This window comes from Yinghuangia sp. YIM S10712, from assembly GCF_051388935.1.
GTDB lineage: Bacteria > Actinomycetota > Actinomycetes > Streptomycetales > Streptomycetaceae > Yinghuangia.
On the sequence record NZ_JBPKBI010000040.1, the window covers coordinates 1 to 15,173 of the forward strand.

General features: G+C 69.7%; 13 protein-coding genes and 1 pseudogene. 10 read left to right on the forward strand and 4 right to left on the reverse strand.

Going from position 1 to position 15,173, the window contains the following annotated elements:
- The 4 genes from ACRX5W_RS32385 to ACRX5W_RS32400 form a co-directional block, all read left to right on the forward strand.
- Positions 1-250 (forward strand): hypothetical protein (locus ACRX5W_RS32385; RefSeq protein WP_436791971.1); only part of this gene is annotated, 250 nt, incomplete at its 5' end.
- Positions 247-609 (forward strand): hypothetical protein, encoded by a 363-nt coding sequence (locus tag ACRX5W_RS32390; RefSeq protein ID WP_436791972.1) that lies wholly within the window; start codon positions 247-249, stop codon positions 607-609. The genes ACRX5W_RS32385 and ACRX5W_RS32390, both read left to right, overlap by 4 nt.
- 312 nt (positions 610-921) lie before the next feature.
- Positions 922-1,149 (forward strand): hypothetical protein, encoded by a 228-nt coding sequence (locus ACRX5W_RS32395; protein WP_436791973.1) that lies wholly within the window; start codon positions 922-924, stop codon positions 1,147-1,149.
- A 216-nt stretch (positions 1,150-1,365) separates the two neighbouring features.
- Positions 1,366-3,837, forward strand: coding sequence for a helicase-associated domain-containing protein (locus tag ACRX5W_RS32400; protein ID WP_436791974.1), 2,472 nt, complete (start codon positions 1,366-1,368; stop codon positions 3,835-3,837).
- Positions 3,838-4,056: 219 nt separating this feature from the next.
- Here the strand turns inward: ACRX5W_RS32400 and ACRX5W_RS32405 are convergent, their stop codons facing one another.
- Positions 4,057-5,331 carry an outer membrane protein assembly factor BamB family protein gene (locus ACRX5W_RS32405; protein ID WP_436791983.1) on the reverse strand — a complete coding sequence of 425 codons (1,275 nt, stop codon included), beginning with the start codon at positions 5,329-5,331 and terminating at the stop codon, positions 4,057-4,059.
- Positions 5,332-5,712: 381 nt separating this feature from the next.
- Between ACRX5W_RS32405 and ACRX5W_RS32410 the strand changes: the two genes are divergently transcribed.
- Positions 5,713-6,435 (forward strand): hypothetical protein, encoded by a 723-nt coding sequence (locus ACRX5W_RS32410; RefSeq protein ID WP_436791975.1) that lies wholly within the window; start codon positions 5,713-5,715, stop codon positions 6,433-6,435.
- 53 nt (positions 6,436-6,488) lie between these two features.
- On the opposite strand, the gene ACRX5W_RS32415 is transcribed toward ACRX5W_RS32410, so the two are convergent.
- Together ACRX5W_RS32415 and ACRX5W_RS32420 are read right to left on the reverse strand one after the other, a co-directional pair.
- Positions 6,489-7,640 (reverse strand): tyrosine/phenylalanine carboxypeptidase domain-containing protein, encoded by a 1,152-nt coding sequence (locus ACRX5W_RS32415; RefSeq protein ID WP_436791976.1) that lies wholly within the window; start codon positions 7,638-7,640, stop codon positions 6,489-6,491.
- 200 nt (positions 7,641-7,840) lie between these two features.
- Positions 7,841-8,098: pseudogene (locus ACRX5W_RS32420) on the reverse strand (RNA polymerase subunit sigma-24); the annotation flags it as partial.
- A 143-nt stretch (positions 8,099-8,241) separates the two neighbouring features.
- On the opposite strand from ACRX5W_RS32420, the gene ACRX5W_RS32425 reads away from it, so the two are divergent.
- The 3 genes from ACRX5W_RS32425 to ACRX5W_RS32435 all read left to right on the forward strand — a co-directional run bounded on the left by ACRX5W_RS32425 (position 8,242) and on the right by ACRX5W_RS32435 (position 10,387).
- On the forward strand, positions 8,242-8,601 hold the full coding sequence (locus tag ACRX5W_RS32425) for a hypothetical protein (RefSeq protein WP_436791977.1): 360 nt from the start codon (positions 8,242-8,244) through the stop codon (positions 8,599-8,601).
- Positions 8,602-8,831: 230 nt separating this feature from the next.
- The gene (locus ACRX5W_RS32430) at positions 8,832-9,131 is read left to right on the forward strand and encodes a helix-turn-helix transcriptional regulator (protein ID WP_436791978.1); all 300 of its coding nucleotides are present in this window, start codon (positions 8,832-8,834) and stop codon (positions 9,129-9,131) included.
- On the forward strand, positions 9,131-10,387 hold the full coding sequence (locus ACRX5W_RS32435) for a site-specific integrase (RefSeq protein WP_436791979.1): 1,257 nt from the start codon (positions 9,131-9,133) through the stop codon (positions 10,385-10,387). Before ACRX5W_RS32430 ends, ACRX5W_RS32435 begins: the two co-directional genes overlap by 1 nt.
- Positions 10,388-10,509: 122 nt before the next feature.
- On the opposite strand, the gene ACRX5W_RS32440 is transcribed toward ACRX5W_RS32435, so the two are convergent.
- Positions 10,510-11,574, reverse strand: coding sequence for a hypothetical protein (locus tag ACRX5W_RS32440; protein WP_436791980.1), 1,065 nt, complete (start codon positions 11,572-11,574; stop codon positions 10,510-10,512).
- Positions 11,575-12,124: 550 nt separating this feature from the next.
- Here ACRX5W_RS32440 and ACRX5W_RS32445 point away from each other — a divergent pair.
- The gene (locus ACRX5W_RS32445; protein ID WP_436791981.1) at positions 12,125-12,523 is read left to right on the forward strand and encodes a hypothetical protein; all 399 of its coding nucleotides are present in this window, start codon (positions 12,125-12,127) and stop codon (positions 12,521-12,523) included.
- A 569-nt stretch (positions 12,524-13,092) separates the two neighbouring features.
- Positions 13,093-14,565, forward strand: coding sequence for an ATP-binding protein (locus ACRX5W_RS32450; RefSeq protein ID WP_436791982.1), 1,473 nt, complete (start codon positions 13,093-13,095; stop codon positions 14,563-14,565).
- Positions 14,566-15,173: the final 608 nt, after the last annotated feature.

A 15,173-nucleotide genomic window follows, 5' to 3' on the forward strand; every position in this document is an offset into this window, starting at 1 on the left:
CGCAGCGGCCGTCGAGCGGTGCACGGCCCTGATGGAGCTTGCCGCCTTGGGGCTGTTCGGAGACTCGACGCGCACCGGCGAGGTCTACGGCGAGCTGCGTCGCCGCTGCGGGGCCGATGCCATCGACCACCTGAAGCGCTGCCAGGAGGGCGCGCATGGGCACGCGGCGGTCGTGCCGCTCCCGCAGCAGTTCGTCGCAGATATCGCGCGCATCGCCGAGATCGTCCGCAAGCCCGAGGTGGCACCGTGAACCCCGTTGTGAAGCAGTGGCTCGCGACCGCGGAGCAGTTGACCCACGACGATGCTTCAAGCACGGCTGCTGCCCTGCGCTTCCGAGGGGCCGCCTTCGCGCTCCGCGCGGCACTCGAAGCCGCGGTCGCGGCGACACTGTCCTCCGCGTCGGTCGAGGTGACGGCCGGCGGGTCCCGGGCCCGATTCCTGTGCCTGCGCTTCTGTGTCGATGCGAGTACCGCCCGACGTGCCAAGGCGGTCTGGGGCGCGCTCTGCGTTGCTTGCCATTACCACCACTACGAACTCGGTCCGAGCAAGGAGCAGGTGCTGTCCTGGCATGCGGATGTGGTGGCCGTGCTGGGGTGCTTGGACACATAGCCCGTAGCGTCGGGCGCACCTATGGTTCCGGTGCCTGCGGGGCAGTCGACATTACGCGTGGGGGGAACGGTGAATCGTCGTACTTTCAACAACTTGGACAACCGCAAGGTCCAAACCGCCGTCATCGGCAGCGCGGGATCGGACGAGCCCGCGCTGCTGCCGCAAGAACGCGACTCCGCGTTGCAGTTCCGGCGACGGCATGGGCACCACACGGTTCGATGGACCCCCTTTGCGGAGTTGTCGGTGACTTCCGACGGGCTCCACCGAGAAGGGGCCACGGGGTCGAATACGGGGCACAGGAAAGTACCGGGGGTGGCCACCACCGCTCCGCCGCGTTACCACGACCCCGTGCTGGATGCGTTGGAAGAGGCGTTCCAGCTCGACGACATCGCCGCAATGCGCCGTCACTACATGGCCATCGTCTGGCGCATGTGGCGCGGCAACGCACACGAGGCCATCCAACTGCGCGCCAAGCTCACCCGGTACGACGGCCGGCTCAGCCGAGCCTGGCGCGCGGAGATCGGCTACAAGGTGACGTGATCACGGTCCGCCTGGTCGCGTCGGAGTTCCCGCCTGAGTGACCGGCCGATTTCGGCAACATCGTGGTGGAAGCTTGGTGGGAGCCACCGAATGGTGCCGCCACGGGAATTCGCGCCGGCCAGGGCTGAGTCTCGCCACTCCGCGGCAGGTCGTCGGCCGGCTGCGGCTGGTGACAGCTCGGGCCGGCAGCGCGGTCGGGTGGCCTACGCTCGTGCTGTGGATTCCCGTACCTCGCTGAAACGCTGGCTGACGCAGTTGTCGGCCGACCGCTTGACGGCTCTGCTGGAGGAGCGGGCGCTGCCGGAGGCTGCCGGGTATGCGCGGGTCACGACGTTCGCCGAGTTGGCGGCGTTGCTGCTGACGGATCAGTCCGTGCTGCTCGGTATGTCGCGGGTGACGGCCGGTGAGGTCGGGCTGCTGGCGGCGGTGGCGTTGCGGGCGTTGGAGGAGCACGGTCCGGTGACCGGAGCGCGTCAGCCTGTGCCCACGTGGTCGATGTCGTCGCCTCCCACGGTGGAACCGTTGGAACGCACGGTGTCCGAGCGGGAGTTGCTGGACTCGCTGGCGGGCGGCGGGGTGTCTCGTGAGCGGGTGGCGAAGGCACTGGACGGGTTGCGCGAGCGGGCGCTTGTGCTGCCGTCGCCGGACGGTCGGCTGGCGGTGCCGGCGCTGCTGCACACCAACGCGGCGGAGCTGGCGGGCTACGGCGCTCCCGTGGATGAGCTGTTGACCTCGGCGTTCAACGCGCCGGAGGTCAAACGCGTCGCCGCCGGGCTCGGGTTGGGCGACGTGCGGACCCGCGCCGAGGCCCAACGCGGGATCGTGGCCGTGCTCGCCGATGCGCAGCGGGTACGGGAGTTGGTGGCCGACGCGCCGCAGGACGCTCTGGACTTGTTGGAGCACCTGGTGCCGGGGCCGCCGTTGTTGCGTACGCACTGCTTCGTGGCGATCGGCGGCCGGTACTACGGTCCTGGCGCGAAGTACACGTTCCGCGAAGGCGGTTCCGGGGACGCGGGTACCGATTGGCTGGGCGCGCGGGGCATGGTCGTCCCCGTCGACCATGACCTGGTCGAGCTGCCGTACGAGGTGGCGAGGGCGCTGCGTCGCGACGAACAGCTCATGCCGGTGTCACTGGATCCTGAGCCGTTGACGCGTACCGCGGCGGTTCCCCGCGACGTGGACGCGCATGGTGCGGGGGCGGCGGGTGCCGCCGCGTGGCGCGCGGAGCTGGTTCTGCGAGAGCTGGCCGCGCGTCCGGTCGCGGTCCGCAAGGCCGGCGGCATTGCGGTGCGCGACACGCGGCGGCTGGCCAAGGCCGCCGGGGCAAGCGAGGAACACACCCGGTTGTGGCTGGACTTGGCAGTGAACGCCGGGCTGGCGGCACCGCATGCCGACGCCGCGGAGCCCTCCCAGGGCAAGCGGCGCGGTGGGCGGGCTCCCGCACGGGCCACGGCGGTGCGGCTGCTGCCCACTGAGCGATTCGACGCCTGGGCCTCCGCCTCGCCTGCGGGCAAGCTGCTTCCGCTGGTCGCGGCATGGGCGGTGGTCCCCGAGGTGTTCACGTACTGGCCGGACGACTCGGGTGAGACACCTGTCGCGCTGATCAGCCCGCAGGACGGGCACGCGGTGCCGCTGCGGCGCGGTATTCTGCGCGCCCTCGCGGCCCTGCCTGAGGGGCGCGGTCTCGCGCCGGGGCCCGAGGCCCGGGCCGAACTGCTGGAGCGCGCCGCGTGGTTCCAACCACTCCTGGGTTCGTCGCTCCTCGGTGAAGCAGCCGACGAATCGGCCGGCGAGTCGGAGTTCGGCGATCAACTCGCCGCGACGCTCGCCGAGGCGGAGCTGCTGGGGCTCGTATCGTGCGGCGCGCTGACCACGACCGGGCGCGCGGTCAGCGCCCTGCTGGAGGCCGGCGCCGCCGACCACTTCCCCGCGGTCCCGGGCGCCGACGCCGATCCTGGGGCATCCGGACTCGACGGGCTCGGTGCCGACCTCATGCGGCGGCCCGCACTGGCAAACGCCGTTGCCGGGTTGCGCGACGCATTGCGCGCGACGCTGCCCGCACCGAGCACCACCGCCCGGTTCCAGTCCGACCTGACCGCCACCGTGACCGGCTCGCCCGCCCCCGAACTGTCCGAACTGCTGTCCGCCGTCGGCGACATCGAGTCCGAAGGACACGCGGTGGTCTGGCGGATCAGCCCTGCCTCGCTGCGCCGCGCCTACGACGCGGGCCACAGCGCGGACGAAGTCGCCGAACGCCTCGCCGCCGCGTCCACGAACGGGCTTCCGCTGCCGCAACCGCTGGCGTACACGATCAAGGACACCGCCCGAACCCACGGAAAACTGAAGGTGGTCCGCTCGGCCTGCTGCATCCGCTGCGACGACCCCGCACTCATCGCCGAAGTCGCCGGCACACGGGGACTGACCAAACTGGGCCTGCGGCGCATCGCCCCGACGGTGTTGGTCTCCACCGCGCCCCCGGAAGACACGCTGGCCGCGTTGCGCGGCGCCGGGTACGCACCGACTTTGGAAGCGGAGACCGGCACCACCGTCTTGGAGCGCGCACCCGCGGAACGCGCCGCGAGCCGCCTCCTCACCATGGACCAGGCGCACCCGCAGTTCGGCGTGCCCGCCCGCGGCGTGCCTTCCAGCGCACGCGAACTGGCGGAGCAACTGGCCGGAGAACGCTGAGACAAAGCCACCGCTGCCGGGTCATACACCGGAATCCTCACGAGCGCCGCAGGACATCCGGCTCCGCGCACCAGGGCAACAAGCCGCCGGATAGAGGGTTGGCGCGGTCCGGATCCGGCACCTACGTGCGCGCCCGGCCCGAGCTCGCACGCCTCCTGCGGCACCCGCGCGCCGAGCGGCCCGGATCACCGTGGCGAGCGACAGCGCGCCGCCGTCGGGTCAGCCCCGTTGGACGGCGAAGACGTACGCGACACCGGGGGCGCGGGTGACCACGGCGTGTTCGGTGCCCACGGGGACCGGCATGTCCGACACGGTGCGCTGGAGCACCGCCTTGGTACGCAGGTCGACGGCCATGGACGGGTCTTGGCCCGAGTACAGGACCGGACCGACGACAGCGACCGGTGCCAGACGCTTCTCGTCTTTGCCCTGCTGCCACAAGGGCTTCCCCGTGCCGGTCTCCCAGGCGGCGGTGCTGTCCGTCGTCGCCACCACCATGACGGTGCCGTCCGGGGTGGCAAGCCCGGTTTTGGCGCTGCCCGGGAGGGTCGGGCCGGTTGCGAGGAGCCGACCGGTGGCGGGGTCGTGGACACTGTAGGTCTCGGTGTGGAACCGCGGTGCGCCGTATGTGCCGACGTACCAGGCGAGGACGAGCTTGCCGCCGTCGTTCTTGATGAGTTCGGCGTCCGCAGTGGCAGGCACCTCCGCCGGTCGCGCGAGGTCCCGCGTCGTCCACAGGGGGGCTCCGCTGTTCGGGTCGAACGCGGCGAGCGTCTCGATGTCGTCGTCGCCCACGCGCTGGCGGCTGCTGTGGACGACGACGCCCGCGGCGACGGTCGCGCCCTCGTGGACGCAGCCGCTGTCCTGGCACGGGATCCGCCAACCGGGCGCGTCCCCGCCCGCGTCGCTGACGACCAGCGCCCCCGAGTTGCCTCCGGTGCCGTGCTCGACGACGACGCGCCGGCCGTCCGCGATGAGGGGTTTGTCGCGGCCGGGGTATTCCTTGTGGGCGAGCCGCCGCCCCTGGTCGTCGAAGACGTCGATCACCCACGCGTACTTCTCCGGGGAGACCCCGTCGGACGGTGTCCGGGCGACGTGCTCGGCCAGCAGTGCGGGACGGCCGTGCCACGTCGTGGCCGCAGCCTTGCCGGTCACCTCGATCTTCGCCCGACTGGTGCCGGAGGCCGCGTCACGGAAGTCCACGGTGCTCCCCTCGTCGTGCGGCGTGATGATCGCGACGCTCGCGCCGACAGGTTCGGCGACCGCCTCCGAGCCGACGAGTTGCGTCGACCACAACGGCGCGCCGCTGACTCCCGGCGGCAGTTCCCCCGGGAAGGCCGCCGCCGAGGACGTTCCGCCCGCTCCGCCGGAGGCGTTCCCCGTCCCGGCGGAACCCCCGGGCGCCGGGCCCGGCTCGTCCCCGCCACCGGAACCGGAGCACCCCACCACCGCCAAGCTCAGCGCCCACGCACCGCCGATCAACGCCACACGCCTCATCGACACACCAACTCCCCGGCCTGGCACAGGCCTTGTCCCCGTACGAGCAGCGGCACCCTAGCCCACCCCGGGCAAACCCGCCGGTCCTGACATGCGCGAGCGGTCCGGGCCGCCGGACCGTGCCGAGGTGGGGTGGCGCGGCCGTCGCGTGGGGAGGGGATCGTGATCGTCCGCAGGACGAATCATCGTGTTCCCCCGCGCAGAGGCGCCTTTCTCGGGCATGCTCGATCGGGATCCTGACCCGGGTGGGGCGTCAGGAGTCGGTTGCGGGCGGGGGTTCGCGTCGTCCGGGGGCACGAGGGACACGGTGCGGTCATGGACCGGCGCCTCTCGGGCGCCTGTGACGTGGCGATCCCCCACCGCACAGTGCTCAGGAGTGGCATGGATCTGCTGATCGGAATCGGGGAGAAGTCGCTCTCCGCGCTTGCGGCGTCCGCGCTCTCGCTGCTGGGGCTGCGGCTGCTGCGGCCCAGAATCGACATCTCTCGTCAGATCACGTCCTGGTGGTCCGACGAACACCAGGAAATGCGCTACAGCATCAAGATCGTCAACAAGTCGCGGCGTGGACTGGTCGAACCCCGCTTCGAGTTGACCCTGCTCTACGAGAACGCCGAAGGGCGGACCAAAAGCAAGCTCATTCCTCGGGGACGGCAGGACCCGATGGCGATCAGTGGGCGCAAAAAGGGCAAGCGCAGCGGTGAACTGCTCGGGACCTACGTGGTCACCTACGGCGGTGAGGACGCGGATCTGCTGTTCCTCGCCGGACAGCGCACCGGCGGCACCGCGGATCGCGCCCGCTTTCGGTTCCGCTGCTTCGTTCGGGACAGTTTCAGTGCCGTCGGCAGACAGTTCGAAATGGAATACGAACCCCTCTCTCGAACAGTCGTGTTCGGAAGCTTCGACCGGGGATACGAACTGACGATCACCCCACGCGAACCGAACGGCCATTGGCAGCCCGTGGTCGCCGCGGCCTTCGGGGGCGGCGAGCAGGCGCACGCAGACCGAGTCGACCTCCCGCACGCCCGCGGCGACAACGACACGGCGCGTTCGGAAGGTGGGCCACGCGAGGCGCACCCTGACGGCCGCGGAACACCGGACCGCTGAGCGTCCGACCGCGGCGCGGAAGAGCCTCGCCGGGTTACGCGCAGCCCACCTGTTCACGCCGCCCTCGCGACGAGGTCCCGCACCCGGTCGACGAACACGTCGTCCGGCCTGAGGATGTCGTCGCCTATCAAGGAGACCGGATCCGCTGCCCGAAGACCGTCCAGATGCGCCAGAGGCCACTTGGTGACCATCAGGAGGTCGAAATCGTCCGGGTTGCGCGCCAAATGGCACCGCACCATGTGATGACCCGCCATGTACACATGGTCCTTGATGAAGCCCCCCGGCTCGGCGGTGTCGATGAGCCCTCGTTTGACACGGACGGCCGCGTCGAAAGCGGCTTCGGGGGAGGTATAAGGCAAAAGGGCTGCCACGACGTCGACGAAGCTTCCCCGCAGGGCCACGGAGACGGCTATGACGCGCAGAGCGAACCTCGGGTCGAGAGCGACATCGCCGGTCGCCCGCAACTCGTTCCAGACAGCAAGACCCTCCTCTGTCGCAGTCGCCCCCGACAGGCGGACGCCGAGAAGCCCGGCGATTCGGCAGGCGTTCACCCAGCGGTAGACATGCGTCCCGATCTCATGGGTGATCAGGCCGACAAGTTCCCCCTCGGTCAGACGTATATCCGAGCGGATACGCACAAGCCGGTCACCCGCGACGACACTCATGCGCGCCGCCATCGCCGGCGTGACGCGCACACTCCAGTCGGTCAGCCCTGCAGCGGCGAGGGTCCGCTCCACAGCGGACAACACTTGTTCGGCCGAAAACTCCCTGCCCCGCCCTGTCGCGTCGCTCGTCGGCCGCGCTTCCAACAGTCGCACGGCCTCGGCCAGCAACGCCTCGCTCGGAGCACCGTTCTCTTGCGACGTCGCCCAAGTGATCCGCTCGCTATCACGGCTGGTACATGCCCGGTACGTTGCCAGATGCCGCAGAGCCTCCTCGGCGATGAGTCGGTTCACCGCATCGGTACGTGAGCCGTACTCATCGGCGATCTGCCGCAGGGGGCGGCAGCGGTCACGATCGACGTCCGGATAGTCGAAAACCGGATCGCGCGGGCGCCCCTGGCCCATTTCTTGGATGAAACGTTCCCGATGGCCCTCGACGTCCTTCGGAAGAACCACCTTGAGAAGTGATGTCCGTGCCAGGGCGGCGTTGAGCCGCCGGGCGGCGGCGTCGGCAGCCCGAAGGTTCTCGACCGAAAATCTCACGGGTGGCAACTCCTCACTCCTTCCGCGAATTGTGCGTACCCGCTTGCCGCACATCGGGTACCGGCTCCAGTACGGCACTGCCGCGCTCGCATTACCAGGGGCCGGTGCGAGGTTGTCCCAAGCCGGACGCGGGAGTTCCCCACGCAGCCTCGGGATTGACGCGGTGTGGGGAACCGTCGCACTTCAGGCGCGGACGGCGCTCACCGTGTGCCGATGTCGTGAGCGGTGCCGTCGGCGACGGCCTTGAGTTTGGCCATGTTGTGGATGGCGGTGATCCGGCCGTCGGCGCCGAAATCGAAGGTCATGGTGGCGATCACGCGCTCCGGCCCGCTGAACACGACGCCCGGGCCGCCGTTAATCTTGACGAGTTCGGCTCGCATGTCGTCGGGCCCGACACCCTGGTAGGTGGCAGTGCCGATGGCCGCGAACCACTGGGCCACCGTGGCCGCGCCCACGACCGTTGAGCACGGTGCAAGACGTGTTTCGAAACTACAAGGGGTCGGGCACCCACCGTCCGAAATCGACGAAACCGGGGGCGGACGACCGACTTGCGGAATGACAACAGCCGCACGGCACGCGAAACCGCCGGCCGTCGCCCATTGTGCCGACATGGGACGCGGTCGCATGGTTCACCGACGAGGAACTCGTCGAACAAGCACCATCGCCGGGTAGTGCGCGCGCCGTACTCGACGCGTACCGCAACCACGCCGCAGCCGTGCACACCGCGCTTACGTCACTGCGCGTTCGCGAGGAACGCAGGCGCCAGGCGGGCGCGAACCTCCAGTACGCGGACGCCGTGCTGACCGACGACCTCGATGCGCTACGCGCGCTGCGCACGGCCATGCGCGCCGACGGCCTTGAGCCACCTCCGATCCCGGCCCGGCTCACCACAGTCTGGGACGCACGTCAGGACCGAACCACCACAGACGACAACGGCACCGGCCCTATACCGCACGCGTAGTTCCCCGCTCCCTGCACTGGCCAAGACCGGCACCGCCTCCTCAGGACCTGGCCGTCCGCAGCACGAATCCCGTCACCCTGCAAGCAACACATCGGCGTTGCACGACTTTCCACGACCGGCGAACTCAAATTCCTCCCACCCCACGCGGCACTTCGCGCATTCGCCGCCCGCGTCGTCCGCCGCATTCCGCTCCGGCCCTGATTGGCCTCCCACAAACCATCGGGGAATCGATGACCGCTCCACACCTGATCGATTTCGCCCGCATCGCCGAACTCCTCGGCGCCGCAGCAACACGACACCCGGAAGAAGCCACCGGCACCGACCTGCTGCACTCCGGGTGGTACGAGACCGAGGACGTCGTCGCGCTCCTCGGCGTCGATCCCTCGACCCTGCGACGCTGGCGCACCCTGTCCCCGCCGCAGGGGCCGCCGTTCGTGCAGCTCACCTCGCGGGTCACGAAATACAGCATCCCCGACGTGCAAGCGTGGCTGGCGGCGGTGCGCGTCGATCCCGCCCGGGAGGCGGCGTGATGGACAGGGCTGATCTGCCGCTGGGCGTCCCGTTGTCGTCGGACATCGAGTATCGCCCCGAGTTCCACAACGCCTACCGCGCCCGCGTCCGCTGGGTCGCACCCGGCACCTTCCGGCGACAGTCGCGCTCCGAGTCGTTCCCGACCGAGGAGGAAGCCCGCGCGTGGATCGCCCGCATGGAGCGGTCCGCGTCCCGAGGCATCACCCCCGCAACAGCCACCATGACGCTGGCCGAATACGGCGACAGCGTCTGGGACTTGGCCATGCGCGGACTGGAGGCGAAGACTCTCGTTCCCTACAGAGCGGGGTGGCGGCTTCGCGTCGTGCCCGCGCTCGGCCACCTAACCGCCCAAACCATCACTCCCGGAGCCGCCGACCGCGCGGTGCTCGGGTGGATCGCCGAGGAGGTGGGCCGCTCCAGCGTCAAGAACAGCCTCGCCGCGCTCGCCCGGGTCATGCAACAGGCCGTCCGCGACGGGCTGATCGACGCCAACCCGGCCAAGGTCGTGGGCTGGCAGCAGCTTTACCGGCAGGCCGAGGATGAGGCCGACGACCCGCGCGCCCTGGCCCTGAAGGACTGGCCGGCGCTCCAAGAACTGGCCTCGGCGTTGGTCGCGCGTTCGCACGGCCGGTACGAAGGCTGGGGCGACGTCGTAGAGTTCGCCGGCTGCACCGCCGCGCGCATCGGCGAAGTCTCCGGCGTACGCGCCAAGGACATCAACCGCGATACCTGGATGTGGGAGGTCTGCCGCCAGACCACCCCGTCCCAGGGAGGGCTGATCGACAAGGGCACCAAGGGCAAACGACGACGCCAGATTCCGGTCATCCCGCAGATCCGGGCCCTGGTCGCCCGGCGCCTCGACGAGACCGACGGCGACCCGATGGCGCGCCTGTTCACCGGCCCGCGCGGCGGACGCATCACCACCGCCGTCCTACGCGACGCCACCCATTGGGACGAGGTCGTCGTCAAACTCGGCTACGAACACCTGCGCCGCCGCCACGACCTGCGCCACACCGGTCTGACCTGGATGGCCGACGCCCGGATCCCCCTCCACGTCCTGCGCGTCATCGCCGGACACGGCAACCTCGCCACCACCCAGCGCTACCTCCACCCCGACCAACGCACCCTCCAAAACGCCGGCACCGCCCTCGCCGAACACCTCACCGGAAACGACCCCACCGGCCAGCCTGCGGACGAACCCGACGCGGAGGCCGAACCTCCCCGCCGGAAGGGGCACCTGCGGCTCGTGCAATAACACCTCCGACAGCCGCCGAAGGGCCCGTCCGCGCCGGCGATCCGGCATGGGCGGGCTCTTCGGCCCTTCGGCCGTTCCGCACCAGGACCGGCGCCAAGTCCGCAAGGTGTCTGCACGTCAGGTCAGATGCCGCGGTCGACCGTGTACGGATGCGCGTACGCGGTCGGCTTGAACGGTGTGAACCACTCCATGACATCGACGTGTTCGTCGGCCGCGTCGGCGCGGTAGAGCCGGTCGTGGTTGTCGGTGTCGTAGACCGTGGTCTTGAACGTGTCGAGCGCGAGCTCGGTCTCCTCGTGCAGATCGTGCATCTCCAAGATGCCCACCGCGTCGTCCAGCAGGAGCCGCAGCGCGAGTTCCTCCGCGACGCTGGCCAGACCCAGCCGTGAGGACGACATCAACCGCTCCACCACGCTCGCCGTCGTCAGGATGAACCTGCGGACGAATGCGGGCGTGTACTGATCCGCGAACTCCTCGGGCAACAGCCCCACCGCCAGCAGCCCGGCGACGTCCGCAGCACTGGCCGCGTTCTCGTCCCGCGACAACTGCACCAGGTCGAAGAACAGTTCGTCGGTGAGCTGGTCGACCGCGGCGACCACCGCCCCGGCCGCAAGCTCCGCATCCTCCCGCGCCGCGTCGCTGTCCTCAGCCGGAGAGAACCCGAACGCGTCGAGACCGCAGCCCAATCGGCCCGCGAGGGCACGGAGCCGCGAGGCCGGAGCGACGGCCTCGGCGTCGTCCTCGGCCGACTCCGCCTCGTCGGCGTCGCGGGGTTCCGGACGCATCCGGCGGCGCCGTTCGTCCGGATCTGATGGCGGCGCGTCCGGGCCGTCGGCCGCGACCAGGCTCTCGTGCGCCAGTTCGTCGTGGAGCTTCACCTCACACGAGGTGACCGACCGTCTGTCGAGTTCCTCAGCCGCGTCGAGGAGTCCCTCGACGGCGAGGCGGGCCGCGCCCTCCGCGAACTCCAGAGCAGGCGCGTACAGCGTCAACACCAAGTTCGCGCCCGCCGGATGCGCAGCCACCCAGCGCTCCCCGACCCCGATCACCATCCCGTCCGGACCGTCGATCGCCTCCAGCCGCGCCAACGAGTCGTCGAGGACATGGACGACGCCCGCACGCTGCAGCACGTCGAACGGTGCCGTCCGCGGCGGGGGCACGCATTCCACGTGGACGAAATACCTCATGCTCCCCTGCCTGTCCGAACCACCGCGGGATCCCGGGCACGAATCCGCCCGGATGTTACGCTCTGTAATCAGCATCAAGTTACTGAACGGGTGCTATGTCCCGTGGTGGTCCCGTGACTCCGACATTCGGCACTTGACCGACAGGCGATTCCGCGCCGACACGGCTCCGCACCGCACTACCCAGGGCATACAAAAGGCCCGCTGACCTGGAGTTTCCTCCTGATCATCGGGCCTTTCCATGCACCGTCGGGACGACAGGATTTGAACCTGCGACCCCTTGACCCCCAGTCAAGTTCCTTTACTATCAAGGCAGTTGACAAGCTTACGGGCGCACACACCGACGTTCGCTTGCAGGCGGTTCGTCCCACAGTGCGCATGCCGTGTGGTCCTCACGTGGTCCCCGAAGCCGGTGACGGTCTATCACGACCCAGCCGACCGACAACGGTCGGCGGCGCTCCGGCTCGGCATCGGTCAACGTGATGACAAAGGTGTACGCGCACTCGGCGCGGCCTATCGCCGGAATCCTCGATCGGCAGCGCGGTTCGGGCCAGTGTCCTTGCTTGAGGTCGCCTGCGAGGTCGTCGCAGGCGCGGGCGATCTGGCGTCGCCATGGGAGGCCCTGTGCACGGGTGACGTCGGGCAGCCGGTCAAAGAACGTCCACAATTCGTCGTCCGCCACAGGGTCGTCACCGTGTTCCTCTTTGCGAGCGTGATGATGCTCGCCGACGCCCTCTCCGTCGAGGGACGCGGCGCGGTCGTCGCGGTGGAGTCCGTGACCGCCGGGGACCGGCCGTCGTCGTGTGGGCGGGACGGCGGTACCTGCTCGGGCTCCTTGACGAGGGCGCGCCATACGGGCCTGCGTCCACCCGGCGTGCGCGCCGCCCGCCCTTCGACGGAGTCGTCCCCCGGTGCCCCGACCAACTCGGGGCTGTCGGCCCGTGTGAACTGATGGACGTGGCGTCGGAGTTCGGGTACCACCTGGCCGATGGGCATGACGGTGCGGACGCGCCGGGCAAGGCGGGCGGGCCCACCGCCGGGGTGTTGGCCGCCGCCGCAGCGCATGGGGTGGCCGACGACGTCGTGGACGCCTGCCTGTGGCTTGTTCCGACGCACCGGAGAACCTCGCCGACCCTGATGTGTACTGGGACCGGGGCGAAGCCGAAGCCATCCGCGCCTCCAAGGCTCGCGAACGCCGACGGCGCATCGGCGTCGCCCTCGGCGCCGCCGAACGGATTCGTCGCGAGACCGGCGCCTGCGCCGCCGACCGGGGTCCGGCCTCCCGTGCTCCCGCCCTGGTTGGGGGGTGCCACCGGTACTGCTCGACGGAGTGCGCACCCCGACCCAAGTCAAAGACGGACCCGTGGGGCACACCCCTGTTCTGACGTGCGCGTTGCTCACGACCGTGCGCTAGCGACCCCGGATGCGCTAACGCGTATTCCGGATGCGGGAAGGCCCCGGTGCTTGATAGCAGATAGAGGTATGATTTACAAAACTGTACTTCTATTAAATGGGGTCAGCGTGGACAAGCCTGTGGGGATGTTCGACCGCGATTACGAGTGGTCGGCGCTGACTCGGTTCATCACCGACCCCCAGCCCGGCGCCACGCTGGGCGTCGTCTCCGGACGGCGTCGGCAGGGGAAGACCTTCCTCCTGGACGCTGCCTGCCGCGCCGCGGGGGGCTTCTACTTCGGCGCGACCGAGGCCGCCGACGCGGAGTCGCTGCGTCGGATCAGCGCCTCGTTGACTGATCATGTCCACCCGGCGACCCCGTTCCATTTCGCCAACTGGGCCGAGGCCGTCGATGCGCTCCTCGCCCTCGGCGCCGAACGTCCCGTGCCGGTGGTGATCGACGAGTTCCCGTACCTCGTTCGCGCGAACCCGGAGTTGCCGTCGGTGATCCAGGAGGCGTTGCGTCCGCTGCGTGAGCAGCGCACGGCCTCGCGCACCCGCTTGCTGTTGTGTGGATCGGCGCTGTCGTTCATGGGCAGGCTGCTGTCGGGCGGCGCGCCGCTGCGTGGTCGTGCCGGGCTGGAGTTGGTCGTCCGTCCTCTCGACCACCGCCTCGCGGCCGAGTTCTGGGGCATCACCGACCCGCACCTGGCGCTGAAAGTCCATGCGGTCGTCGGCGGAACCCCTGCGTACCGCCGCGAGTTCGCCCGCAACGACGCTCCGAACGGCCCGGACGACTTCGACGACTGGGTCGTGCGCACCGTCCTCAACCCCGAGACCCCGCTGTTCCGCGAGGCTCGGTACCTGCTTGCCGAGGAACCCGACCTGCGTGACACCGCGCTGTACCTGTCCGTCCTGGCGGCCGTCGCGGACGGCAACGCCACCCGCGGCGGTATGGCCGGCTACCTGGAGCGCAAGGCCACCGACATCGCCCACCCGATCAACGTCCTCGAAGATGCCGGGCTACTGCACCGCGACGCGGACGTCTTCCGCGACAACCGACCTACGTACCGGATCGCCGAACCGCTGATCGGCTTCTACCACGCGGTCATGCGACCGGTCTGGGACCAGCTCGAACGCCCCGGCAGCGCCGCCCGGGTCTGGCAGGCCAGCCGCCGCCGGTACATCAGCAACGTCCTGGGCCCGCACTTCGAGCAGGTCTGCCGTGACTGGTCCCTCCACCACGCCGACCCCGACCTGATCGGCGGCCTGCCCGCCCGCGTCGGACACGGCGTCGTCCACGACCCCAAAACCCGCACCGGCCACGAGGTCGACGCCGCGGTCATCGGCATCGCCGACGGCACCAAAACGCCGCTGCTGGCCATCGGCGAAGCCAAATGGAACGACACCATCGGCATCGCCCACATCGAACGCCTCCGCCACATCCGCGACCTCATCATCGCCGCCGGACGCTACGACACCACCGACACCCGACTCCTTTTCTTCAGCGGCGCTGGCTTCAATGACAAGGCCCGCGCCGCAGCTGACAGTTCACCCGACATCCAGCTGATCGACCTGCCCACGCTCTACGGCCAGACCTGAGGGGGACGGCGAGGGGCACGCGCGATCCAGCGCAGGATGGTCGTGATGGCCTCCTGTTGCGGGTGTGTCAAGAACCGTTAAGACCCGCTCCCGGGTTGCCGCGGACTCGACCGTGAGCACGCTGCGGATCACGTTGCCGCATGGGTGGTGCGGTAGGGGGCCAGGAGAGTGTCGGGTTCAACGACATCGCATGCGTGTCAACGGTTGTCGCCTGTGCGATGTGAGGAAGGGGTGCGGTGGGCGGGGCGTCGACAGCGGGTGAAGGGCGGATACGCGGACAGGGTTTTTCGGGTGCGCCAGTGGGCGAATAGGGCGCAGCCGGTTCCAGCGGGCGCGGCTGAAGACGGCCCAGCCTGGGGCGGGGAGGTCGTCGCCGAGGTCTTCGAGGGCGATCCGCACGGCCAGGTCGAGCCATCGAGCGGTGTACGCGCTGCCGATGAGGTCGGCCTAGGGTGCTGCGAGTCTGGCAGATCGGCGCGAGACCTCTACGCGCAGCTGATCGACGCCCTCACCCGCTGGCGAGACCCCGTCGCACACGACCTACTGATCTTTGTGGGTCCAGTTGACGGTGCGTCAGGTGTGGGCATATCCCGTGTATGGGGTACTCG

Bases quoted from the DNA above. Each gene is read 5' to 3' on its own strand.
- ACRX5W_RS32405 (WP_436791983.1), bottom strand. From the start codon at position 5,331: ATGAGGCGTGTGGCGTTGATCGGCGGTGCGTGGGCGCTGAGCTTGGCG.
- ACRX5W_RS32410 (WP_436791975.1), top strand. From the start codon at position 5,713: ATGGATCTGCTGATCGGAATCGGGGAGAAGTCGCTCTCCGCGCTTGCG.
- ACRX5W_RS32430 (WP_436791978.1), top strand. From the start codon at position 8,832: ATGACCGCTCCACACCTGATCGATTTCGCCCGCATCGCCGAACTCCTC.
- ACRX5W_RS32435 (WP_436791979.1), top strand. From the start codon at position 9,131: ATGGACAGGGCTGATCTGCCGCTGGGCGTCCCGTTGTCGTCGGACATC.
- ACRX5W_RS32440 (WP_436791980.1), bottom strand. From the start codon at position 11,574: ATGAGGTATTTCGTCCACGTGGAATGCGTGCCCCCGCCGCGGACGGCA.